21 protein-coding genes and 1 tRNA gene are annotated in these 23981 nt (G+C 43.6%); 15 read left to right on the top strand and 7 right to left on the bottom strand.

Annotation, left to right across the window (positions count from 1 at the left end; translation table 11 throughout):
- Positions 1-111: 111 nt before the first annotated feature.
- The 4 genes from ABTQ23_RS10275 to pepA are packed head-to-tail and all read right to left on the bottom strand — an operon-like array spanning position 112 to position 6250.
- Complete coding sequence (locus ABTQ23_RS10275) at positions 112-1314, bottom strand: lysophospholipid acyltransferase family protein (protein WP_408615624.1); 1203 nt, start codon at positions 1312-1314, stop codon at positions 112-114.
- Positions 1315-1350: 36 nt separating this feature from the next.
- Positions 1351-4209 (bottom strand): valine--tRNA ligase, encoded by a 2859-nt coding sequence (locus ABTQ23_RS10270; protein ID WP_408615623.1) that lies wholly within the window; start codon positions 4207-4209, stop codon positions 1351-1353.
- Between the two features lie 50 nt (positions 4210-4259).
- A complete protein-coding gene (locus ABTQ23_RS10265) occupies positions 4260-4697 on the bottom strand; it encodes a DNA polymerase III subunit chi (RefSeq protein WP_408615622.1) in 438 nt (145 codons plus the stop codon).
- Between the two features lie 47 nt (positions 4698-4744).
- On the bottom strand, positions 4745-6250 hold the full coding sequence (pepA, locus tag ABTQ23_RS10260) for a leucyl aminopeptidase (RefSeq protein WP_408615621.1): 1506 nt from the start codon (positions 6248-6250) through the stop codon (positions 4745-4747).
- A 165-nt stretch (positions 6251-6415) separates the two neighbouring features.
- Here pepA and lptF point away from each other — a divergent pair, with 165 nt between their 5' ends.
- The 11 genes from lptF to ABTQ23_RS10205 all read left to right on the top strand — a co-directional run bounded on the left by lptF (position 6416) and on the right by ABTQ23_RS10205 (position 15217).
- Positions 6416-7528 (top strand): LPS export ABC transporter permease LptF, encoded by a 1113-nt coding sequence (gene lptF, locus ABTQ23_RS10255; RefSeq protein ID WP_408615620.1) that lies wholly within the window; start codon positions 6416-6418, stop codon positions 7526-7528.
- Complete coding sequence (gene lptG / locus ABTQ23_RS10250; RefSeq protein WP_408615619.1) at positions 7512-8588, top strand: LPS export ABC transporter permease LptG; 1077 nt, start codon at positions 7512-7514, stop codon at positions 8586-8588. Before lptF ends, lptG begins: the two co-directional genes overlap by 17 nt.
- A 142-nt stretch (positions 8589-8730) precedes the next feature.
- A tRNA-Leu gene (locus tag ABTQ23_RS10245) sits at positions 8731-8817 on the top strand.
- A gap of 705 nt (positions 8818-9522) precedes the next feature.
- Positions 9523-9846, top strand: coding sequence for a hypothetical protein (locus ABTQ23_RS10240; RefSeq protein ID WP_408615618.1), 324 nt, complete (start codon positions 9523-9525; stop codon positions 9844-9846).
- A gap of 224 nt (positions 9847-10070) precedes the next feature.
- Positions 10071-10370, top strand: a complete 300-nt coding sequence (locus ABTQ23_RS10235) for a hypothetical protein (protein WP_408615617.1) — start codon at positions 10071-10073, stop codon at positions 10368-10370.
- 17 nt (positions 10371-10387) lie between these two features.
- Positions 10388-10792 carry a hypothetical protein gene (locus tag ABTQ23_RS10230; protein WP_408615616.1) on the top strand — a complete coding sequence of 135 codons (405 nt, stop codon included), beginning with the start codon at positions 10388-10390 and terminating at the stop codon, positions 10790-10792.
- Positions 10779-11030: a hypothetical protein gene (locus ABTQ23_RS10225; RefSeq protein WP_408615615.1), complete on the top strand. Its 252-nt coding sequence runs from the start codon at positions 10779-10781 to the stop codon at positions 11028-11030. Before ABTQ23_RS10230 ends, ABTQ23_RS10225 begins: the two co-directional genes overlap by 14 nt.
- Before the next feature lie 20 nt (positions 11031-11050).
- Complete coding sequence (locus ABTQ23_RS10220) at positions 11051-11611, top strand: BON domain-containing protein (RefSeq protein ID WP_408615614.1); 561 nt, start codon at positions 11051-11053, stop codon at positions 11609-11611.
- Between the two features lie 46 nt (positions 11612-11657).
- Positions 11658-12104: a hypothetical protein gene (locus tag ABTQ23_RS10215; protein ID WP_408615613.1), complete on the top strand. Its 447-nt coding sequence runs from the start codon at positions 11658-11660 to the stop codon at positions 12102-12104.
- A gap of 261 nt (positions 12105-12365) precedes the next feature.
- The gene (locus tag ABTQ23_RS10210) at positions 12366-13697 is read left to right on the top strand and encodes a sigma-54 interaction domain-containing protein (protein ID WP_408615612.1); all 1332 of its coding nucleotides are present in this window, start codon (positions 12366-12368) and stop codon (positions 13695-13697) included.
- A 278-nt stretch (positions 13698-13975) separates the two neighbouring features.
- Positions 13976-15217 (top strand): L-lactate MFS transporter, encoded by a 1242-nt coding sequence (locus ABTQ23_RS10205; RefSeq protein WP_408615611.1) that lies wholly within the window; start codon positions 13976-13978, stop codon positions 15215-15217.
- 70 nt (positions 15218-15287) lie between these two features.
- On the opposite strand, the gene ABTQ23_RS10200 is transcribed toward ABTQ23_RS10205, so the two are convergent.
- Complete coding sequence (locus ABTQ23_RS10200; RefSeq protein ID WP_408615704.1) at positions 15288-16079, bottom strand: LytR/AlgR family response regulator transcription factor; 792 nt, start codon at positions 16077-16079, stop codon at positions 15288-15290.
- Between the two features lie 15 nt (positions 16080-16094).
- Complete coding sequence (locus tag ABTQ23_RS10195; RefSeq protein ID WP_408615703.1) at positions 16095-17744, bottom strand: LytS/YhcK type 5TM receptor domain-containing protein; 1650 nt, start codon at positions 17742-17744, stop codon at positions 16095-16097.
- 345 nt (positions 17745-18089) lie between these two features.
- On the opposite strand from ABTQ23_RS10195, the gene gpmA reads away from it, so the two are divergent.
- The 4 genes from gpmA to ABTQ23_RS10175 all read left to right on the top strand — a co-directional run bounded on the left by gpmA (position 18090) and on the right by ABTQ23_RS10175 (position 23169).
- On the top strand, positions 18090-18845 hold the full coding sequence (gene gpmA, locus ABTQ23_RS10190) for a 2,3-diphosphoglycerate-dependent phosphoglycerate mutase (protein ID WP_408615610.1): 756 nt from the start codon (positions 18090-18092) through the stop codon (positions 18843-18845).
- Between the two features lie 152 nt (positions 18846-18997).
- Complete coding sequence (locus ABTQ23_RS10185) at positions 18998-20071, top strand: FUSC family protein (RefSeq protein WP_408615609.1); 1074 nt, start codon at positions 18998-19000, stop codon at positions 20069-20071.
- A gap of 125 nt (positions 20072-20196) precedes the next feature.
- Complete coding sequence (gene glgA / locus ABTQ23_RS10180; RefSeq protein ID WP_408615608.1) at positions 20197-21651, top strand: glycogen synthase GlgA; 1455 nt, start codon at positions 20197-20199, stop codon at positions 21649-21651.
- A 66-nt stretch (positions 21652-21717) separates the two neighbouring features.
- A complete protein-coding gene (locus ABTQ23_RS10175; protein ID WP_408615607.1) occupies positions 21718-23169 on the top strand; it encodes a M17 family metallopeptidase in 1452 nt (483 codons plus the stop codon).
- Here the strand turns inward: ABTQ23_RS10175 and ABTQ23_RS10170 are convergent.
- On the bottom strand, positions 23130-23900 hold the full coding sequence (locus ABTQ23_RS10170; protein WP_408615606.1) for a tRNA-uridine aminocarboxypropyltransferase: 771 nt from the start codon (positions 23898-23900) through the stop codon (positions 23130-23132). The genes ABTQ23_RS10175 and ABTQ23_RS10170 overlap by 40 nt on opposite strands.
- Positions 23901-23981 lie beyond the last annotated feature (81 nt).

The raw sequence follows: 23981 nt of genomic DNA, 5'->3' as shown, positions 1-23981 counted from the left end.
GCAACTAAACGTGGTTAATTTATCTTCAACATGATCTTAATTTTAATAAATCTGGCAGGTGAATATCCCTACCAGATAAATAGAAATTAATGCGAGGCAATGAAAAGTGCACTAAATAGCTTCGCTTGATAAAGGAGCCTGATCTGATTGCGATTCCCAACTTTGCTTTTGCAGTACCGGGTTAGCATACATCGCCAGTAATTGCTGACGTTCAGCTTCATTAAGCCCTTGTAAACGGCTTTGAATATGCGCCAGAGCATCAGCATTTAGCGCTTCACACTCTTTGCCTGCTAATAAATCAGCTGCAGCATAATTAGTATCGTGCAAACGATACAACTGGTGAATCGCCTTATCGATGATAGAAGCCATCTCACCAGCATCTTCACTAAATTCTTCAAGTGGCTGGCCAAAAGAGACGTGCACTCGCCCTTTGTTTCCCATAATCCCTTTGACAATACTGCGAGTATCTTCCCCCGGTGCTTTTTGATATTCACCAGTTTGAGCTTTCACAGCCAATTCGTGAGCCTTCATCGCATCACAAGGGTCATATTGATATGAGATAGCAACTGGCACAATTCTCAAATTTTGCATCGCCAGAGCAAATGACTTGGTCTCACTGCGCTGACCTAATTGCAACATTTTCAAAACTGCCGAGTCGGTTTTATCCAACCCATCTTTGGAGCGCCCTTCACGATGAGCAATCCAAATTGAACATCCTTCTTGAATCGACTCACTAATATAGCGACTCAACTTGGTTAGAGAAGCCATTTTTTCTCGGCGATTGCTAATCGAGCGCTTAACGATAAATGTTTTATTAAGGCGCATGAGATCGCCAATATATTGCTCGGAAAGCAAATTATCACCCGCGGCAATTCGCGCAGTTGGGAACCCTTCCAGATGCAACGCATAATTGACAAACGTTGGATCCATAACGATATCCCGGTGATTAGAGATAAACAAATAAGCTTGCTTAGAGTCAAGCTCACCGAGCCCTTCATAAGTTAAAGATTCAGTGGTTGTTTCAATAGTACGCTGAATATATGAGGTCAGACGGATCTGAACATCATCGACACCGCTTACTTTTTTCACATAACCGTTTAAATAACGGCGAATCACGTATCGGGTCAAAGTTGGAATGAACCGATTTAAGCGTGGAAATTTAAACTGTGCCAAAGCGCCAATCAGGCGCTGATCATTGGCCAAGCGCTTTAATACCGCTGGCACTTCATGATCATGATATGGACGAATATCCTTATAAATATCGTCACTAGAAACAGCTTTGGTCATAATGGTTTGATTAATCCGAATCGTCACTGACAAGAGCAACCCGAAGGTTGCCCTTTCCTTTGTTTATAACGCAGCAATCGTGGCTTGTTGCTGGCGCAGTTTATCTACGGTCAGTTCCAGTTCGGCCTGCTTGGCGCGTTCTTTGTCAATGACTGCCGCAGGGGCTTTGTTGACAAAATTTTCGTTACTGAGTTTACCGCTTACCCGTTTAAGATCGACCTGAGCTTTTTCAAGCTGGCGTTCAATTCGAGCTAACTCTGCTTCTTTGTCGATAAGACCGGCCATTGGAATTAAGATTTCCATCTCACCTAACAGGGCCGTTGCACTAGCAGGCGCGGCTTCATCAGCTTGCAACAGCTGGATCTGTTCAAGTTTCGCCAGAGAAGATAAAAATGATTTGTTTTCATCTAATCGCCGTTTATCTGTTTCACTTACATGACGCAGCAATACTGACAATGGTTTATTCGGGCTAATATCCATTTCGCCACGAATATTACGAATCGCCAAAATGAACTGTTTGAGCCATTCCAAATCGTTCATGGCTGTTTCATCAACTTTATCCGCTTCGTATTGCGGATATGGCGCGAGCATGATGGTATCAGCTTTGAGATTACAAAGCGAAGCAACACGTTGCCAAATTGTCTCGGTAATAAATGGAATAATTGGATGCATCAGACGCAACAAACTTTCCAGTACATTGACTAAAGTATAACGAGTGGCACGCATTTGCGCTTCGCTACCTTTAAACAATACCGGTTTAGTCAGCTCCAAATACCAGTCACAGAACTGATTCCAAGTAAATTCGTAGAGTGTTTGCGCGGCTAAGTCAAAACGGAAATTATCTAATGCTTCGCGACAAGCTTTCACCGTTTGCTGATACTGGCCTTGGATCCAGCGATCAGCTAATGAAAATTCCATCGTTTGATCGGTGTTTTGCCCGCAGTCTTGTTCTTCGCACTGCATCAATACATAGCGACTGGCATTCCATAATTTGTTACAGAAGTTACGATAACCTTCTAAACGATGCATGTCCCAGTTAATATCGCGGCCGGTAGAGGCAATCGCAGCTAATGTAAAGCGCAGTGCATCAGTACCATGTGCTTCAATGCCGTTGGCAAATGTTTTACGGGTGATTTTCTCAATTTTCTTCGCAAGCTGAGGCTGCATCATGTTGCCTGTGCGCTTGGTCACCAGCGATTCCAAATCAATCCCATCAACCATGTCCAGAGGGTCTAATACATTCCCTTTGGATTTGGACATTTTCGCCCCGTTCTCGTCGCGAATCAGACCAGTTACATAGACGGTTTTAAATGGAACCTGTGGTTTGCCATCTTTATCTTTCATAAAGTGCATCGTCATCATAATCATCCGGGCAACCCAGAAGAAAATAATGTCAAAACCAGTCACCAGCACATTGGTTGGATGGAAGGTTGCCAGATCGTCGGTTTGTTCTGGCCAACCTAAGGTGCCAAACGTCCATAAGCCAGATGAGAACCAAGTATCGAGTACATCAGCATCTCGGCGTAAATTAACTTCTTCACCAAGTTGATGTTTGAGCCGAACTTCTTGTTCACTGCGACCAACATAAACTTTGCCCGCATCATCATACCAAGCAGGGATTTGATGGCCCCACCACAACTGACGAGAAATACACCAATCCTGAATATCCCGCATCCAAGAAAAATACATGTTCTCATACTGCTGAGGGACAAATTTGATCTCGCCATCTTCAACCGCACGAATGGCTTCTTCAGCTAATGGCTTGGTTCGAACATACCACTGGTCAGTCAGCATTGGTTCGATAATGACGCCACCACGGTCGCCATAAGGAACGGTATTTGGATGTTCTTCGATTTTAACCAGCAGACCTGCTTCATCAAAATCAGCGACAATCACATCACGCGCAGCAAAACGCTCCATCCCACGATATTTTTCAGGGATCGTGTTGTCATAAACATCACTTGGTTCACCCGTTGTGGTGAACACTTCAGCCTGATCGCGAATATCTGCATTAAGCGTCAGAATATTGATCATCGGCAAATTATGACGTTTACCAACTTCATAGTCGTTAAAGTCATGGGCAGGCGTGATTTTTACACAACCTGTACCTTTTTCCATATCGGCATGTTCATCGCCCACAATTGGAATACGGCGATTTACAATTGGTAGTAAAATTTCTTTTCCGATCAAATCTTTATAACGAGGATCAGCAGGGTTCACCGCAACCCCGGTATCACCAAGCATGGTTTCAGGGCGAGTAGTGGCAACTACTAAATAGTCTTTACCTTCAGCCGTTTTAGCGCCATCGGCCAGTGGATAACGCAGGTGCCACATTTTGCCCTGCTGTTCTTTGTTTTCCACTTCCAAATCAGAAATGGCGGTATGTAACTTCGGATCCCAGTTCACCAAACGTTTACCGCGGTAAATTAAGCCCTCTTCATACAGACGCACAAATACTTCTTGCACGGCGTTGGAGAAACCTTCATCCATGGTAAAGCGTTCCCGCTCCCAATCTAGCGAATCACCCAGACGACGCATCTGTTTGGTAATCGTACCGCCGGAGTGTTTTTTCCACTCCCATACTTTTTCGATAAATTTTTCACGACCATAATCGTGTTTAGTTTTATTTTCTTCGGCAGCAATTTTACGTTCTACCACCATTTGCGTGGCAATCCCGGCGTGATCGGTACCGACCTGCCATAACGTGTTTTTGCCCTGCATCCTCTGGTAACGAATCAATGTATCCATGATGGTCTGCTGAAAAGCATGCCCCATATGCAAACTACCAGTGACATTCGGTGGCGGGATCATAATAGTGAATGATTCTTTGCTGGTATCACCATTGGGTTTGAAATAGCCTTGTGCTTCCCAATGCTGATAAAGAGCTTGTTCAATAGATTGCGGATTATACGTTTTTTCCATCGGATACTGACTCTAACTGTTATTTTTAACAATATGACAATTCATACTGTCTAAATGTCCAAAGGCTCGGTCTGAGGCATCAGACCCAACCGTCGATATGCTTTGTATCGTTCGCGGGCTTGTTGTTTGCCAGCTTTATCTGCGGGTACAAAGTCAACAATATGTTGATATAAATCTAAATTAGGTGCTATCTGAGTATTCAGATGAACCAAAGTTTGGCGCCGATTATGCGCGCTCTGCCAACCAATCTCTACCGGTGCACCGGAGCGAGGCCCTTCACCGACCAAGTTATGAGCCACAAAAGCTTCAGCATCGAACTGCCAAAGCAACTCATCCAAAGCTTCGGCCTGTTGCTTTGTTTCAGACAACACAAAAACCCGCTCATTATTATAATAGTGGCGGGCTATAATATGGCAGACAGCATCTAGCATTTTATCGCTTCCAGATACTGCATCATCAGGCATAATATAAAATTTTACTGCTTTCATATATAAAAAAGGAGCCAAAAGGCTCCCCTATTCTACACGTTGAGAGATTAATCTTCGAGCTCAATCCCGGCTTTATTCATCAACATTTGGATCAATAGCGGCACAGGGCGTCCCGTTGCGCCTTTTTGCGCTCCAGATTTCCACGCTGTTCCAGCGATATCCAAATGCGCCCAATTATATTTTTTAGTGAAATGCGATAAAAAGCACCCAGCAGTAATCGCTCCAGCTGGCCGACCACCCACATTGGCTAAATCGGCAAAATTACTTTTAAGCTGTTCATCGTATTCATCATTGAGCGGCAGACGCCAAGTTTTGTCACCGCTTTGCTCAGCGGCAGTCAAAATTTCGTGCGCAAGCGGATTCTGCGGACTCATCAACCCTGTGGTGTGATGGCCCAATGCAATAATACAAGCACCGGTCAGTGTTGCGATATCGACCACAAATTCTGGATCAAATCGTTCCACATAGCTTAGGGCATCACACAACACCAGTCGCCCTTCAGCATCCGTATTAAGCACCTCAACTGTCTGTCCAGACATAGTCGTGAGCACATCACCAGGGCGATACGCATGGCCAGAAGGCATGTTTTCACAGCCGGCTAGCACTCCAATAACTCGCACCGGCAATTCCAAATCAATGACCGCTTGCATGGTACCATAGACACTAGCGGCGCCGCACATGTCATATTTCATCTCATCCATGCCGGCGGCAGGTTTTAGTGAAATACCACCGGCATCAAAGGTCAGCCCCTTGCCCACCAACACAATTGGTTTTTGCTCTTCAAACCCCTTTGGACAATATTCAATGATACTCATCACCGATTCATTGGCACTGCCTCGGCCAACCGCCAGATAAGCATTCATGCCAAGCTCTTGCATCTGCTTTTCATCGACTTTGGTCAATGTGACCGCTGGATGAGCGGCTAATTTTTCCGCTTGCTCGGCAAGATAAACAGGATTACAGATATTCGCTGGTAAATTCGCTAAATCCTTCGCTTTACTCATTCCTTGTGAAACGGCCATTCCGTGGGCAATGGCTTTTTCACCAACAGCGAGTTCACGACGAGTCGAAACATTAAACACTAATCGACGTAGCGGACGACGCACTTCATTGGGTTTGCTTTTAAGTTGCTCAAAGGTATAGAGCGAGTTGAGTGTTGTTTCAACTGCTTGGCGAACCTTCCAGTAAGTCCCTCGAGCCTTCACATGCAGCTCAGGTAAAAAACAAACCGCTTCCATTGAACCGGTATCATTAAGAGTCGCGATGGTTTTTTCGATGATCTGTCGATATTGACGTTCATCTAAATCGCGTTCTTTACCACATCCTACTAATAAAACTCGTTCGCTTAACACATTCGGAACATGATGCAATAGCAAAACCTGCCCCGCCTTGCCTTCAAGATCCCCTCGACGTAACAGTGCGCTAATGTACCCATCGCTAATCTTATCTAGTTGTTCGGCAATCGGAGATAAACGTCGAGGTTCGTAAACTCCGGCAACGATACAGGCGCTGCGTTGTTTCTCCGGACTACCGCTTTTTACACTGAACTCCATGAAGACTCCTTTATACTGCGTTAATATAACGAACTTGCTAGAATGGTCTTTTTATAGATCGTGATAAACTACCTCTGCCATGTGAGAGCAAAGTTCGCAAAATAGAAAGTTTATCGTAATTGTTGCGTGTTTCCAGTAAAAAACAACGTATAAAGTGGGTCGCCGGTGTTAATTTTTCGCTATTTATTCAAACAGACAATAAAAACCCAGTTTGCGGTGATGATGGTTTTGATGCTGATTTTTATCAGCCAGAAGTTTGTCCGGATCTTAGGGGATGCCGCAGACGGCCATATTCCCGGGGCATTTGTCGCTAAGTTATTGTTATTAAATATCCCTAATTTAGCGATCTTGATTTTACCGATCAGCTTCTTTATTGGCGTTTTATTTGCTCACGGCAGGCTCTATGCTGATAGCGAAATGAGCGTTTTATTTGCCTGTGGCTATAGCCCGAATAGAATTTTAGGCATTACAGCGGCGGTTGGCGCAGTAACCTTTATCTTAGCAGGTGCTAATACGCTATTTTTAACGCCTTATGTCAATAGTCTGGAACAACAGGTGATGGCCAATGTAAAAGCAGATAGCGGCATATCGAGCATCACTCCAGGGCGTTTTGTCGAACTGAGCAATCAGGCCGTTGCCTTTGTTGAGGATATTACCAACGATGGCAAAAATATGCAGAAAGTATTTGTTGCCCACAATCCACCGGCAAGCAAAGGCCGGCCATCGGTTGTAATGGCAGACAAAGGGAATTTAAAAGAGCGACCAGATGGCTCACAGTGGCTAGATTTAACGGACGGAACCCGCTACGAAGGTAATCTAAACGACTTAGATTACCGAGTGATGCGCTTTGACAAATATAGCGTCCGTCTTAAAGATCGCTCCGCTTCAGAGCAACGAGAAAAAATCCGTGCCATGCCAACCATAAAACTGTTTGGCAGCGATGATCCTGATAAAATTGCCGAGCTGCAATGGCGTATTGCGATGCCAGTTTCAGTAATCATTTTAGTCTTAATGGTTGTTCCTCTGGGCGTAATTAACCCCCGGCAAGGGCGCTATGCCAAACTTTTCCCAGCAATTATGTTGTATTTAAGTTATTACCTATTAATGAGTGCGGCACGCTCATCACTCGAAGATGGTCACATGCCTTGGTACTTAGGAATGTGGCTTGTGCACCTACTCATGTTGGCTATAGCCAGTAGCTTTTTGTTTGTCCGAAGCGAGAAATTCTTAACGGTCAAAGCAGTCTTTAAGGGAGAGCGTCGTGTTTCGGATTATTGATTGGTATGTTGGCCGCACAATTTTAAAAACAACCATGCTCGTTCTTGTCACGTTGCAAGGCTTAAGTGCCATCATTAAGTTTGTTGACCAATTAGGCGATGTGGGCAAAGGCAATTACCAGATCCTTGATGCGCTTTGGTATGTCATATTATCGATTCCTAAAGAGTTGGAACTGTTCTTTCCAATGGCGGCTTTACTTGGAGCACTTATTGGTTTGGGAAACCTCGCCACCAGTAGCGAGCTGGTAATCATGCAATCCATTGGTCTATCAAAAGCCAATATTTCAACTGCAGTCATTAAAACTGCCGTGCCGATGATGATTATCATGATGCTACTTGGGGAGTTTGTCGCCCCCAAAGCTGAGCTGATGGCGAACACAATGCGCTCAGCGAAAAAATCAGGCGGCGCAATGATTGCCGTGCAAAATAGTGTCTGGGCCAAAGACAAAAACAGTTTTGTGAATATTGGACAAGTTCGTAACGGTAAAGAACTGCGCCAGGTAACCGTTTACTATTTTGATAAAAATCAGACGCTTTACCAAGTTCTACGAGCACCAGAGGCACAGTATCAGAAAAATAGCGGCAACTGGAAAATGACCGATGCCTCAATGACGCTCTTAAGTGATAGGCAGATTCAGAGTAAACAGTTAGGAACCTATGATTGGTATTCCTCGCTAACGCCACAAAAGCTGGGGGTTGTCGTCGTCAAGCCATTGAATTTACCTATCTCTGGGCTCTATTCATATATTAACTATTTGCATCAGAACCACCAAGATGCAGCGCCATATGAACTCGCAATGTGGCGAAAGGTCATGATGCCATTTACGGTGGTGATTATGATGTTGTTAGCGCTATCGTACATTTTTGGTCCATTGCGTAGTGTCAGCATGGGTGCTCGACTAATTATGGGGATCATGACTGGCTTTGGCTTCTATGTACTCAACCAAGTTCTCGCATCCGTAAGCCTCGTTTATAAAATGCCACCAATCATTGGTGCCATGGGCCCAAGCTTGCTATTTTTTGTGTTAGCGCTGTACATGATCAATCGACGAATAAAATAGCGAAGTGCTATTTTATTCAGCGTGTTGGACAGAAGTTAAGCAAACAAACCGATTTCTGTCACAATCGGTTAATTTTTTCTTGCCAATTACGCAAGCAACCTTATAATGCCTCTCGCTGAGTTGGTAAAGACCAGCGAGTAGTGCCAGTGTGGTGAAATTGGTAGACACGACGGATTCAAAATCCGTTGCCTTTGCGGGCGTGGCGGTTCAAGTCCGCCCACTGGTACCATTCTTAATTGCTAATATACTTTTTCTAAAGTAATCACTTCTACTAGATTTACTCTTCCCTGCTTTTATCTCAAATCTTATAAAATTCCCAGTTTTTCTTACGCTTATGTCGTGCTTTGGATATGAACTGACTCATTTGGTTTAAACGCCTTAACTGCATAAAGCACATCGGTAAATACAAGTGTTGTATGAAATACAGCGCCATACAAATAAGCGACTTCAGATGTTTCGAGCAAGATGCTACATCTAATGCCCATCACCTAATTTTTTCTAACAGCCGTGAATACTCATCACTATTTGATCTTTGTATTAATCATCATTGCTTAGCTTAAGTGACAAAAATCTATCGCTTCTGAGAGGTTTAAGATAAATATTGGCGAATCAATAAATCGGGCTTATTTAAAAATATAAATAGCCAACATCGATTTTTTAATCATTTTTATTCAAATCTAATATTCATTCTACTTTTAGTAAAAAATCACGCATTACCAGTACGTTATATCGTATCTGTGCTCCAAAAATGAAGTTCACCCAGAAAACTTAAAATAAAATATCAAAAAAACAATAAGTTATATTAAACAACAAGGCAAAATGCTATTTACTACAATATTATTAAAAAACCCTGACAACTGTTAATAAATTTATTATATTAGCCCGCTTGCAATAGATGAGTATCAAAGTAGATGTATTATAAAGGAGAAAAAGGATGATCATTTGGCGTGGTTGGGGAATCTTAGTTGTATTAATCACCCTGGCAATTTACATGGCAGTTATTCTGCTTGGAGATTCGCTATTTCACAGTGGATTTGCGGCTTACTCACACTATTATAGTGCTGTCGCCGTAATATTAAGCGCCATTGCCGTCTGGTTCGTCGGGCGCAAACTTAATGGTGGACAAGGACGTGAACTCTTAGATGAAAAAACAGGTCAACGAGTTATTCTTCGAAACTCTCACTCTTTATTTTTCATAAAATTTGAATTTTGGGCAGTTCCTCTGGCGATTATTGGTGTGTTGTTTTTAATTATCTAACCAAACCAGTTAATCCACCCCATTTCATGATAAGCCGATCTTCGTATCGGCTTTTTTAGTAATTAAGAAGCCTGTAAAAATTACATAATCGTGTGCATTTTACAGACCTTAAAATCTGCATAAAATTCAAAAAATACAATAAATTTAATTAATTCAATAAGTTAACTTTTTGGCATGGTTTGTGATTAATAAACAATACAAACACAAACCATAGGAGAACAGTTATGGCAGATGAAACAAACACAAACAGCAATAAAATGCATCAAGGTGTTGATAAAGCCGCTCAAAGCGCTCATGACGCCATTGACAAAGCTTCCAAGGTCAGTGGTTCTAGTGAAGAAAAACTTGCTGAGATTGCCCGGCAGATGCGAGAACAAGCAGATAAACTCAGCACTAAAGCATCTGATGTATCCAAACGCTCAACCAAAGCAGCTTGTGATTATACCAAAAATCATCCGGTCAAAAGCTTAGGTCTAGCATTTGCCGCTGGCGCTGTTGTTACCGCCCTATTGCGTCGTCATTAATACCAACGATGGACAAAATGATGAGTGAGATAGCGCAGACAACCGAGCAGGAGCAAACACCTTTTTCAAACCTTATTAATATTTATCAACAGTGGTTTGAAAACTGGTTAAAGCTTGCTGAACTTGAGAGCCAATATGCCTTTAGCTGCATAATTAAAGTTCTCATTTTATCTCTCATAGCAGCACTGTTATTGATCAGTGGCTGGGGGTTGCTACTGGCCTGCGTTATCAGCTTAGGATATCTATTAGGGATATCATTGGCATGGATGCTGGCTATTGCAGCGCTCTGCCATCTTATACTCGCTTTTGCGCTATGGCGATTAGCAAGAGGTTACCTTGCGCGCATCACGCTAGAGCGCTCAGCACAAGCTCTGTTTAACCATCCGATGCGCCAGCAGGAGGCAGACAATGAGCGGGGATAAAAAGATGCGTCACAGACTTGATGCGCAGCAACGCAAACTTATCGAGTTAACAGAAAAAAGAAATCAAGCTCAGCGCCAGTGTATTTGCACTTTAAAAAACAAAGCTGGCACACCACAGGTGCTGCTTAGTGCAGCACTATGTGGCGCTTTTGTGGCGAGTTCATCGAGAACTAAAACAACGATTTCAACGACACTCATCCAGTTAGGGCGTCATATCACTCCCTTGCTATTGAAATAACAACTTATTGAGGAGCAACTATGAAACTAACCAAAGCAGCCTCTGTTGTGGCATTAACCACAGTTTTAGCCGCTCCGGGCGTATTTGCGCAGTCTTGGCAGGGGAAAGCCAACGATGCCTGGCTTGATGGAAAAATAGAAACGGCTTTCACATTAAATCGAGCCCTTAACAGCTTTGAAATTGATACAGACGTATCACAAGGTAAAGCAACCCTATCCGGGACTGTAAAAACTGATGCCGAAAAAGAATTAGCCGGTGAAATTGCCAAGAATGTCGATGGGGTTAAATCTGTCGATAATGAGTTGGATGTGCAATCAGATGTCAGTATCTCTGACAAGGTCAACCACGCGGGCAAAGCATTTGCGAATAAATGGAATGATTTGACCACGATGACCATGATTAAAGCGCAATTAGCCGCAAGTAAAAGCTTAAGTGCGACAGATATTCATGTTTCTGCCGATCATGGGGTTGTTACGTTAACGGGTCACGTTGACAGTTTAGCCGCTAAAGATTTGGCCGAGTCCAAAGCACAACATCATGATCATGTAGAGAAAGTCATTAACAAATTACGAATTGATTAATATCGCTAAATCTGGGTTTATATAGTTTTGATAATGGGAAACGATCATGGCCAGTAACGACGCTTTGCTTAGCCAAGAATTGTTGATTGCCTGCCAAAGCGGTACGCAGTTTTATCAGACCCTGCAACAAAACACTGACCAATATTTACTGAGAAAAATCAGTCGAGACATGTTTAATTGCCGAGATAAAATTATGTCTCGACTGAAAACTCAAATGCAGTCATTGCCCCTCAACCAGCAGAGGCCGAAAAACGCCATTACACAGTTGCAGGTGAATTATCAACAAAAGTGTGTTAAAATGCAGCAAAAGTTAACCAAACAGGATATTTTTGAATTATTGCTTTGTGAGCAAAGCGTCCTCGATTACTTCCGTTTGGCGATTCGAAAACAAGCCAATAAATCGCTTGCAAAAGAATTAGCCAGTTACCTTGCATCACTGCAATTAACATGTGATACAAGCACTCATCTTTTAGCTGACTGGCCAGAAAAATAAACCATGCTGGTTTATTCACTGAACTGGGATGTGTTCAAGCACACCAAAATCAGTTCGTATGTTTAACAAACCATAAGGAATCCATGTTTAATTTTATTTTAAGACCTCTAAAAACCCTTTTCCCTTTAACAATGCCGTTTATTTTATTAAGTGCTCTACTCGTTATCTTACGTTTGAATATAGTTGCCTAGGGGTTTCTTGCGATAGGAAAGCCTAAAACACAATGTTATATTGTTCCTCATTATCATGAGGAGACGCTATATGGCCAAACTGCTGTGGATTAGCGATAACGAACAACTGTATACGTTACTTCATCCAGTTTTAAAAAAGATTGGGTTCTCAATCACTAGCCTCGCTCATCTTCGTGATGTACAAAACAGTTGCGAAGACATTGACTTGGTTGTGTTTGCGCCCAGCCAGTTTGGCCAACAAGACTATCAGTATTTTATCAAACATCCGCTGTCAAATAGCGCCGATTGGATTTTAATCAGCGATGGGAACCCCAATCGTTGGTACGATAAAATGATGAACCATGGGGTAGCCTATCATTTTCGCCAACCACTTGAGTTTGAACATATTCAGGAAGTCTTTCGCGAATTTTTCAATGAGTATCGCACTGAAAACCGCCCGCTCAAAGCGCAAGCATTAAGCTCTAATCTAGATCAATTTGGTCTGTTATTAGGTTCCAGTGCCCCCATGCGCAGACTCTATCGGCTCATTCGCCGAGTCGCTCAAACTGACTCCAATGTTTTGCTAATTGGCGAAAGTGGTAGTGGTAAAGAGCTCGCCGCACAGACTATCCACCAACAAAGTTTACGTGCCGATGGCCCTTTTATCGCAGTCAATTGCGCCGCTTTTAGTAGTGAGTTAATTGAAAGCGAGCTATTTGGTCACGAAAAAGGTGCTTTTACGGGTGCGATAGCTAATCGAGATGGATTATTTGCTCAATGTGCAGGCGGCACTCTCTTTTTAGACGAAATTACAGAGATGCCGTTGGCGCTACAAAGTAAATTGCTGCGCGTCTTAGAAACAGGGGAATACCATAAAGTAGGCAGTGAAAAGCTCCAATCCGTCGATGTGCGTATTGTTGCCGCGACTAACCGCGATCCGCTAAGTGCGATTGAAGAAAATTATCTGCGCGAAGATCTCTATTTTCGATTGGCCCATTTTCCAATTCAATTGCCAGCATTAAATAAACGGGGCGATGATATTCTGGCGCTTGCCAAGCATTTTTTAGCCTACCGCAATCAGCAAACCGGCACATGCATCACTCTAACGCCTGAGGCTGAACAACAATTAATGCGCTACCGTTGGCCGGGTAATGTCCGTGAGTTAAAACACTGCATAGAACGCGCTCATATTCTAGCCGATAAGCAAATTTCACCAGATGAACTGCCAACGATTGCCCCTCAATCGCAATTGTCCCCCACGCAAATCGGTCCTGGGACATCCATCAAAGAAGCAGAAAAAACGCTCATTATAGAAACCCTCAAAGCCTGCGATAATAATAAAACCAGAGCAGCTGAGCAGCTTGGGATTAGTGTAAAAACGCTCTATAACAAGCTCGATAGCTACGCGATTGGCGATGACTAACTAGCTTGATAGTTTAACTGCTCGATTATCAACACAATATTACTCCCCTCAACGAGTAGCGCATTTTCTCAGCAAAATAAATAAATTGATCTATCTCAAATAATTAACTTAAGCATCAATTGCAGTTGATTTTCAAAGGTCATTCATTCTTTATAAATGCCATTCATTCCATGGATAAAACCGCTCATTTTATCTTTAATTCAACCTATTGCCTGACCTTCTAAAATGCGGTTTATTAACCACAGATAAGGTTAATAACGATTAATAAGGAGGCTGTGATGATTCATAGCAAACAGCAACAACGGGTCAGAATGATGACACTGATTGGCACAATCATGGCTCAATTTGCTTTAGGTTCTGTTTATACTTGGAGTCTGTTTAACTCAGGTCTGGCCAGCAAACTTCATGAACCCGTGAATCAAGTTGCATTTTCATTTGGTTTGCTAAGTTTAGCCCTAGCGGTGGCTTCATCAATTTCTGGTAAATTACAAGATCGCTTTGGTGTGCGAAATGTAACGATTGCCGCAGCCATTTTAATGGGTGCAGGTTTGATGCTCACCTCTGTCAGTTCTAACTTATGGTCGTTATATCTGTTCGCTGGGATCATTTTGGGCTTTGCCGATGGCACAGGCTACCTGATGACACTTTCAAATTGCGTGAAATGGTTCCCTGAACGCAAAGGCCTTATTAGCGCGTTTTCTATCGGGGCTTATGGTCTTGGCAGTTTAGGTTTTAAATACATTAACTTATTTTTGCTAAATCATTTTCATCTAGCGCAAACCTTTCAGATTTGGGGCATTCTGTGTTTGGCTATCATTCTCATCGGTGGCTTAATGATGAAAGATGCACCAGTTGCAGGCAATCAATCAGATGCAACCGTATCAAACGTCAAAGTACAAGAATTTACGCTGGCTGAATCAATCACTCGCCCACAATTTTGGATGTTAGCGCTAATCTTCTTAACCGTGTGCATGAGTGGCTTATATGTTATCGGTGTAGCGAAAGATATCGGGACAAATCTGGTTCACCTATCACTTGCAACAGCAACTCAATCAGTAGCAGTTATCGCGCTAGCTAACCTGCTTGGTCGGTTAGTATTAGGGGTGTTATCCGATAAAATGGCGCGAATTCGGGTAGTGACTATCGCACTGGTATTAAGTCTGTGTGGGATTGCAATTTTATTGTTCCATACCAGTGGCAGCATGAGTTTCTATCTAGCTATCGCCTGCATTGCCTTTAGTTTCGGTGGCACGATTACCGTGTTCCCATCATTGGTCAGCGATTTCTTTGGGATGACTAACCTAACTAAAAACTATGGTGCAATCTACTTAGGGTTTGGGATTGGCTCACTGGCAGCATCAGTGGTATCAAGCCTGTTAGGCGGGTTTATTCCAACTTTCTATCTTATCTTAGCGTTGCTGGCTGTCTCTTTGGTCTTATCTTTAATCGTTCGCCAGCCAGGGGCTGTTCAAAGTAAAGGCTTTGAACATCAGGGCAATTTAGCTCAGCAAACTCACTAATTACATTTAGCCTCGTTTACCGCTGCCTTTGCAGCGGTTTTTTTATTGCTTGTATTTCAAAGCTCAAAACCTAGCAAATCTGCATCAGTTCACGGAACTGTTTGAGATTCGAACGGCTCACCGGGATTGTGGTTTTAACGTGCCGCAGCCGAAGCTGATAGGTCGAGTTAAATCCAGGAATAATTTCGGCTATCTGATTTAAGTTAACGCAATAAGAACGATGACAACGAAAAAATTGCTCAGGTAATCGCTTCACAACCTCACTGAGCATCTGGTTAAGACGAAACTGACCTTTATCAGTGATCACAAAGGTAATTTTTTCACTCGCTTCTAAATAACAAATATCGGCTATTTTAATGACGGCGATTCGCCCTTCATCCGTTGAAACACTTAACGCTCCTTGTACCGGTGAATTCACAACTGGTGTAGAAGGTGCTTCCTCTTCATTAACACTTTGATGAGTTTCTTCACGAGGCTCAGTTAAAGTCGCGGGCGCTGCAACAGCGGCCTGTTCGAGTTTATTTAACACACCCTTAATGCGTTTTTCGCTCACCGGCTTTAACAGATAATCAAATGCTTCTAACTCAAAGGCATCCACCGCGTACTCTTTATAGGCTGTCGTGAACACGATATGGGGGCGTCTAGCAAATTGGTGAATATTTTTTGCCAGTAACATGCCATCAATCGATGGCACATTAATATCTAAAAACGCAACGTCCACTTCATTGGACTGCAAAAATTTAAACGCCTCTAAGCCATCGTCAAAACATCCAATGACTTCAATCTGGCTATATTTTTCAATTAAAAACGCTAACTCCTGTTGCGCTAAGGGTTCATCTTCAACAATGATGGCTCGCATAATTACTCTTGTCATCAGTTAGCTGCGCTTAGGCGACAGCGGAATAGAAAATTTCACTTCGGTTCCAGGTTCTAAACGTCTCACTTTGAGCTGCTCGCCATATAGCATGCGCACTCGCTGATCCACGTTACTTAAACCGATATGTTTACTGCCTATTGTTCCCTCATGCAGCTGCTCGATAAGTGCCGGGTCAATCCCCACCCCACTATCTCGCACCGATATCTCTGCCTGTGGAGGATTATCTTTATAGATAACCTTAATCACCACCTCGCCCGGACCTTTTTTAGGCTGAATACCGTGGCCAATCGCGTTTTCAACTAACGGTTGGATCATCAAACTCGGGATTTTGATATCCAGCGGCTCAACCTCAAAGATGACATTGAGCTTGTTGCCATAACGAGCTTTTTCGATAGCTATATAATCGCGAACTTGCGCCAGCTCCTCATCAATTGGGATAAGCGCCTCATTATGGGTGAGGTTATAACGCAGAAAATCCGCTAGTCTGGCAATCAGCTCTCGCGCTTCATCCGGACGCATTCTAATTAACGACGAGATAGCGTTTAACGTATTGAACAGAAAATGAGGGTTAATTTTGTTTTGCAGCGCCGAAAATTCGGCTTTAGTGGCGGCTTGCTTAAGTTTCTCAACCTTAGCCACTTCCATCTGTGTTGAGATGACATGGGATAAACCAATCGCCATTTCTCTTAAGGCGTTGGTGATTTTATAGCGCCGTTTATAGTAGATTTTTAGCGCCCCAGTCATGCTGCCAGACTCGTGCAGCGGAATAATAAGTAATGAGTGAAAACCGTCAAAATCTGCTTCGTTATGGATCAATATCTCATCTTTAACCAAAGCTGCCCGAGTATAACGGCTCATCCCTTGATAATTTTTCCAATATTCATGCTCATATTCACCGACAAATGCCATCACATTTTTGGTATCGGTAATCGCCACCGCATCTGCCTCAATATCATTGCGAATAATTGCGCAGACTTTGCGCATCGACTCGCGGCTACTCTCTCGAAAATAGGGAAGTGTTTTGTTGGCAATATCGAGCGCTAATTTGGCTTGAGTGGCAGCGACTCGGTCATTCTCATTATCAAGGCTCTGCACCAGTTGAATCATCAATCCAATTGAGACCTCGCCGATAATCATCGGCATGGCAATGGCTTTGACAATCAACACGCCTTGATGGCGGTCCTCAACAAAAACCAAAATCAAGGTCATTGTCAGTAATTCACAAACAACCCCGGCACAGATCCCCCAGATCCAGTACTGCTGTTTTTTAACGCGCATATGAATAACCGCAGATGACAGACCTGCTAAGATGCTGGTAATCAAGCACGGCAATGATGTTGGGCCATTGATATCAATGAGATATCGATGCAACCCAGAAATCACCCCAGCGGGGATGCCCACCACCGGACCAAACAAGATGCCACCCGACATGATGGCAATAATACGCACATTAATCAGCGAGCCATCGACATGGATCCCGGTATAAGTACTAAACACGGCAAAGAGGGTAAACAACAGAGCAATCACACCGGATTCAAATGGATGGTGATTTTGCTTGCGAAACAAGCTCTGAAAATGGCTCGTCCGAGTCAGTAAAAACAATACCATAAGAATTAAAGCGGCTCGTTCAAACACCCCAACTAACATCATAAATTGCTGGTAAAATGACAAACGAACCTCCTTTGTATCGTTTTTCTCAATCCTAATAACTTTTCTGATGGCAAGCGTTGATCTAAATGAAACAATGATGATTATCAATAACGCTTTATGGTTAGCCTGCAGCCCTATTGGCTCGTAGTTCAATCAAATGATTTTCTTGGCGTTGGACTATTATCAACGATCGCGAAAAACAGCTCAACACTTGACGGATGCTCTCAAGGCAACGAAGATAATCAACAACAAAATAACAAACAGGAAACGTTCTTTCGTTATTCTGTGATTAAAGAAGTGGAGCAGAAGTCAATAATTAGCGTAAATCAATCATGAGGAGAAATCATGGCCCCTATTAAATTAGTGTTAATTCGCCATGGCGAAAGTCAGTGGAATCAAGAAAACCGTTTTACCGGATGGGCTGATGTTCCCCTATCCGCCAAAGGGATTGAAGAAGCCAAACAGGGTGGTCAACTACTAAAAGATGCAGGATTTACATTTGATATTGCTTATACCTCTCGATTAAAACGAGCCATTAAAACACTTTGGCTGGCTCTTGAAGAGTTAGATTTAATGTGGATCCCAGTTGTTCGCAGCTGGCGTTTGAATGAACGCCACTACGGTGCTCTGCAAGGATTAAATAAGGCTGAAACTGCTAAAAAATATGGTGATGAACAAGTCCTCATCTGGCGTCGTAGCTTTGATACTTTGCCGCCACTGCTAGATGAAGATAGTGACTATTACCCTGGTAATGACCCTCGTTATCAAGATTTAGAACCGAGTCAGTGGCCTAAAGCTGAAAGCTTAAAAACCACCATTGATAGAGTTCTACCTTACTGGGAAGATGTCATTGCCCCCGATCTTAAAGCAGGTAAAAAAGTGCTGATTGCCGCCCATGGCAATAGTATTCGAGCCCTGGTTAAATACTTAGATAATATCTCAGAAGATGACATCGTCGGATTAAACATCCCAACCGGGGTACCACTTGTTTATGAATTCGATGAAAACCTCAAACCGCTGAAACATTATTACTTAGGCGACCAATCTGAATTGGAAGCAAAAATGGCCGCGGTTGCCAAACAAGGCAGCGCTAAACAGTAATATTGACCCTTCGTTCAGTAAGCGTTTTATCGCGCTTACTGAACAATTACCTTCTTTATAAAATAAAAGTGCTATCAACTCTTTTATGTCATAGCGCTGTCCGCTAAAATTGCCGCTTTCTTGCCCACTCTAACCTTAGAAACGGTACCACAGTGTCTTTAAGTCACAAAATCGGTAAATTCGAAAATATTCTGTATCGCCATTATCGAATTGCTCACGGCGTTCGTATTGCCTTGGCGTTTGTTATTACGCTGGTGGCGATTCGCTTAAGTGGCATTCCTGAAGGCAGTTGGCCACTCATCACTCTTGTGGTATTGCTTGGACCAATGTCATTCTGGGGCAACGTCAAGCAACGCTCTTTGCACCGAATTTTAGGCACAATCATAGGGGCAAGTTCAGGATTGGTCGCGCTCTATATTGAGCTCTATTCAGTGCCATTGATGTTGATTTGGTGCGCTATAGTCATGTTTTTTGGTGGCTACTTAGCCCTTGGCAAACGCCCATATATGGCAATTTTAATTGGTATCACCTTAGCCGTTGTTGCCAGCGCCGAGCCTGGAGATTTCACCACCGCCATCTGGCGAGCAGGGGATGTCATTCTTGGCGCGATAATCGCACTATTGTTGACCAGTATTTATCCTCAGCGAGCGTTTATTCATTGGCGGATGCAGATGAGTGATGCGCTAAATTCGCTGGGGAAGATTTATGGTGCCTATACCTCTATCAACCTTGTGGAACGTCCGCATTTAGCCAATCGCTTACAAGCAGAGCTTAGTCGCGTCATTAAAATGCGCGCGTTCATCAATGCAGCCAGTCGCGAAACACATATCAAACACGCCCAATTTGACCGGACTCAGACGGTTTGCCGGGATCTAATAGGTACGTTTGAGCTGTTAATTGAAAGCTATTGGGCTTCTCGAGATGGCCGATTCTGGATGATTAACGCGCAGTTACTGCGTCAGACACGCCGAATTATCCAGCAGCAACTCAGTAATTTATCGATATTTTTGCTCGATGGCTCTAGCAATACGCAACCCTCTTTAACGCAAGATCTGGAAGATTTAGTCACCCAGCTTGAGCAATATACGCCAGACACGCAGAACTATCCCCAAAACGCCATTTTCTCAATTTATGGCTATATCTGGCTCAGTCGTAAGATGTGTGAGCAAATAGAAGAGCTAGAACAGTTAATCAATGCCATGATGCTCAGTGAACAAGCTAAATAGTCACATCTAGTGCAGCCTCTATCCTGGGCGAGTATGATGACTAAATTCAGCAATTTGCACTGTTTTTTGCTACTATCAAACAGCAAGGCAGGCAAAGGAGCCTCATGAACCAAAAGGAGTGATGAGTGGCCACAGAATCAGTCAATGTCTTGTTTGTAGCTTCAGAAATTGAAGGTTTTATCAAAACAGGGGGCCTGGCAGATGTTGCCAAGTATTTGCCTCTTGCTCTTCGCAAACAAGGCCATCAGGTCACTTTGATCATGCCTTTTTTTCGCACGATAGCTCATCGCGAAGAAGCACAATTTGTTGATCGTATCACTATCAAAACTGATGCTGGTTTTGAAAAAGAGATGGGGCTATGGCGGTTAATGCTTGACGACATTTGTGTCTATTGCATTGAGCAACACGATTACTATGATCGCTCACAGCCCTACAGTGAAGGTGAATATGGTTATCCTGATAATGGCGAGCGCTTTGCCTTTTTCAATTTAGCTGCCCTAGAAGTGGCTGCGCGGCTGAACCTGAACATCGATATCATCCATTGTAATGATTGGCACACTGCGCTCATTCCTTATCTAGTCAAAACCCAGTACCGTACACATCCAGTTTTAGGCAAAGCCAAAACCGTTCTAACTATCCATAACGCCGTTTTCCAGGGGCAATTTGAACGCAGACAATTTGACATGTTTGGCGATCTTATCGCACCGTTAGTTGATACACTGCTCGATGGATATCAATGCCTTAATATGCTCAAAGCAGGGATCCGCTTTAGCGATAAAATCACCGCGGTTAGCCCCAATTACGCCAACGAATTAATGACCCGTTTAGGCGCGCATGGCCTGCATGAATTTTTTCAGCAGCGCCACAGTGATGTATCCGGTATCTTAAATGGCTGTGACTACCGAGATTGGAACCCAGCCACTGATAACATGCTGCCAGAGCATTACAATGGTGATGACCTAAGCGGTAAATGGCGCTGCAAAGAAGCACTGCAACATGAACTCAAGTTACCCGTTGCACAAAAACCCGTCTTTGGCATGGTCTGTAGACTCACTGAACAAAAAGGGTTTTATCTGCTACTTCCTGCTCTTGAGAAATTTTTACGCCACCACGTTCAGATTGTGATTGTAGGAACCGGCGATAGCCAAATCAGCCAACAGCTCGATCAAATGCAACAGCGCTATCCAGAAAAACTGCGTTTTGTTAATACTTATTCCAACCCCTTGGCCCATCTGATTGAAGCTGGCAGTGATTTTTTCTTAATGCCATCGCTGTTTGAGCCTTGTGGACTCAACCAAATGTATAGCCTTGCCTATGGGACCATTCCTATCGTTCGCGGTGTTGGAGGGTTGCAAGATACGGTGGTTGATTATGACCAAAATCCTGATGATGCCGATGGCTTTATTTTCTATCCCCCTGAAAGTAGTGAATTGCTCAACCTGTTACGCCGAGCATTACTGGCTTATCTTGAAGAACCAGAGCAAATATCTCTGATGCGCAAACGCGCCATGCAGCGAGAATTCAGCTGGGATAAAGCGGCCTACCAATACGGTGATATCTACACGCAAGCGCTTAATTAACGCACCTGACAGCCTACAGGCTAAGTGCTACTCTAGCTCTATTGTTTGATTGTATGAACTGCACTTATGAAGCCTTTTAGTTATCCAAATTTATCCATCCAAGCTGCCGAGGCAAGCTTAAATAATGATGTCGTCAGAGTCTATCTCAGCTGTGACGATCTCAGCCAATTACAGAGCCATGTTGTTGCTCAGTTTAAAGAGCAACAAGCTATTTTTCCCGATAGCCAGTTTTGGAGCATCACTCAGCCTTATCCGGCTTTGCTATTAAATGCTCAACCTGTCAGTGAAAATACCATGTTTGCAAAACTCACATGGGCCAGAAAACTCATTGAACAGGCTAATCTCGAAAAACTCAAAAAACTCAGCTTTGAATGCAGCGATGCGATTTTACAAGAGGCCTTTGTCAGTGCTTGGTTAGCCGCAAACTACACATTGCCCAATTACAAACACAACTCACAAGAAATTCTCTCCAGTGAAAAAACTTTGTACTTAACTGATGTGGCCTTAAGTGATGGGCAGATTGCACAGCTTTGCGCCGAAGCAAAAGGCAATGCACTCACGCGCTATCTAGCTTGGCAACCAGCCGATCAGCTTAACCCCAAAAGCTACCAATTACTGGCTCAGCAATTAGCGAGTCAATATAACTGGCAGGTTGATATCTATAATGAAGATGCGCTGGCGCTTCTTGGAGCAGAGGCGTTTTTAGCCGTTGCCAAAGGCGACAATCATCCAAGTTCCATCGTCCGTCTTCGCTATACCCCCAAGGCTCCTAAACAGCATATTGCCCTCGTTGGTAAAGGCATCTGTATGGATACTGGAGGCTATAACTTAAAAAGCAATATGAGTGGCATGCACATGGATATGGGCGGTTCAGCGGTAGCGCTAGGTTCATTGCTAGCTGCCAGTGAGCTCAATGTTCCATATCAAATTGACTGTTATCTCGCTCTAGCTGAAAACCATGTTGCCCCAAATGCTTATAAAACAGGGGAAGTCGTTAAAGCTCTTAACGGGACCACAATTGAGATCGTCGATACCGATGCAGAAGGCCGTATGGTATTAGCCGATACGCTCACATTAGCGAGTCGTGAAAAGCCTCAGTTAATCATCGACTATGCCACGCTCACCGGCAGTTGCAAACGCGCTTTGGGGAACAATCGAAGTGGCTTGTGGAGTAACCGTTTTGATTGGCTTATGGAACTTACCCAGATTGGGGAGCAATGCGGTGAACGTGTCTGGCCGCAGCCACTAGATAGCGACTATGATGATGACTTTCGCTCGCAAATTGCCGACATAGCACAATGTGCACCAGGGCCTGGCCCTGATCACATTCATGCGGCTCGCTTTTTACTGCGTTTTATAGAGCCCCATGATAACTGGATCCACATTGATTTGAGCGCCTTTAACCCCAAAATACCGCTTGCTCATCAACCCACACCGATCAGTGGTTTTGGCGTGCGCTACACGCAGCGCTTACTCGCTCAGCTAGATGCTTTGTTAGCCAGCGATAACGCTTGCTGATACTCTTGTTGCAGCTGTGCTAATGGTTTGCGATTTTTCACTAATGAGGTTTTTGAAGTTGCCATTAAACTGGCTTCACAAAAAACCTCAAACCAGCGCAATAAAACATTAGCATTCGCATCTTCATGGGCTTTGTTAAGTGCTAAAGCGGCCACTTCAGCGGTCGCTAATTGAAAGTCTAAACTTCCTTGGCGCAAACTATAAGAAGTTGGTGGCTGACTCAGGTGAAATGACAATAGCGGCAGATCGTGCAGCCAAACACTTTTACGATACATTTTATGCGCCTGACGCCAAGTGCCATCTAACAAAATAAAAAGTGGCTTTTTAGCTCCCCCAGTAACCAACTGCTCATCTGTCACAACAGGTTGGGTCGCTACTGCATTTTCCTGTGGATAAATAACAATCGGTTGATAGTCATCGCGTTTTAAAAGAGAAAGTAACGCCTCATTCGGCTCAGTGCGAGACCAAGTGAAAGCATGGGTATCAGCCACCAGATCAGCAATCAATCGAGCGCTATTACTCGGCTTTAAAATTTCCCCATCATACATCACCAAACAAAACGCACATTGTGATGGCACCTGAGCGCGCAGATGGCACTGACAATGCTCAACAGCCAATAAACAATTTGGGCATCGAACAACTTGATGACCACGGGCTAAATAAGGACGAGTACTTTTTGCGACACGCTCAAGATAAAGACGCTGCACAGCGTGCGGAAACGCAGGAACCATGATTTCTCCAAGCCTACTTGGTGCTTACCATCAAGCAAAGACTCAAGAAAAATCCCGCATGAAAAGCGACAAAAGCAGATA

It is taken from the genome of Celerinatantimonas sediminis, assembly GCF_046054195.1.
In the GTDB taxonomy this organism is placed as follows: domain Bacteria; phylum Pseudomonadota; class Gammaproteobacteria; order Enterobacterales; family Celerinatantimonadaceae; genus Celerinatantimonas.
Note: the sequence above shows the minus strand (reverse complement) of the source record. Positions and strands in the feature narration are given on the sequence as shown.

Coding starts and splice junctions, on each gene's coding strand:
- ABTQ23_RS10230 (WP_408615616.1), top strand. CDS start 10,388: ATGATGAGTGAGATAGCGCAGACAACCGAGCAGGAGCAAACACCTTTT.
- ABTQ23_RS10170 (WP_408615606.1), bottom strand. CDS start 23,900: ATGGTTCCTGCGTTTCCGCACGCTGTGCAGCGTCTTTATCTTGAGCGT.
- gpmA (WP_408615610.1), top strand. CDS start 18,090: ATGGCCCCTATTAAATTAGTGTTAATTCGCCATGGCGAAAGTCAGTGG.
- ABTQ23_RS10265 (WP_408615622.1), bottom strand. CDS start 4,697: ATGAAAGCAGTAAAATTTTATATTATGCCTGATGATGCAGTATCTGGA.
- ABTQ23_RS10205 (WP_408615611.1), top strand. CDS start 13,976: ATGATTCATAGCAAACAGCAACAACGGGTCAGAATGATGACACTGATT.
- ABTQ23_RS10240 (WP_408615618.1), top strand. CDS start 9,523: ATGATCATTTGGCGTGGTTGGGGAATCTTAGTTGTATTAATCACCCTG.
- ABTQ23_RS10175 (WP_408615607.1), top strand. CDS start 21,718: ATGAAGCCTTTTAGTTATCCAAATTTATCCATCCAAGCTGCCGAGGCA.
- ABTQ23_RS10215 (WP_408615613.1), top strand. CDS start 11,658: ATGGCCAGTAACGACGCTTTGCTTAGCCAAGAATTGTTGATTGCCTGC.
- ABTQ23_RS10210 (WP_408615612.1), top strand. CDS start 12,366: ATGGCCAAACTGCTGTGGATTAGCGATAACGAACAACTGTATACGTTA.
- pepA (WP_408615621.1), bottom strand. CDS start 6,250: ATGGAGTTCAGTGTAAAAAGCGGTAGTCCGGAGAAACAACGCAGCGCC.
- ABTQ23_RS10225 (WP_408615615.1), top strand. CDS start 10,779: ATGAGCGGGGATAAAAAGATGCGTCACAGACTTGATGCGCAGCAACGC.
- ABTQ23_RS10195 (WP_408615703.1), bottom strand. CDS start 17,744: ATGATGTTAGTTGGGGTGTTTGAACGAGCCGCTTTAATTCTTATGGTA.
- ABTQ23_RS10235 (WP_408615617.1), top strand. CDS start 10,071: ATGGCAGATGAAACAAACACAAACAGCAATAAAATGCATCAAGGTGTT.
- ABTQ23_RS10220 (WP_408615614.1), top strand. CDS start 11,051: ATGAAACTAACCAAAGCAGCCTCTGTTGTGGCATTAACCACAGTTTTA.
- ABTQ23_RS10270 (WP_408615623.1), bottom strand. CDS start 4,209: ATGGAAAAAACGTATAATCCGCAATCTATTGAACAAGCTCTTTATCAG.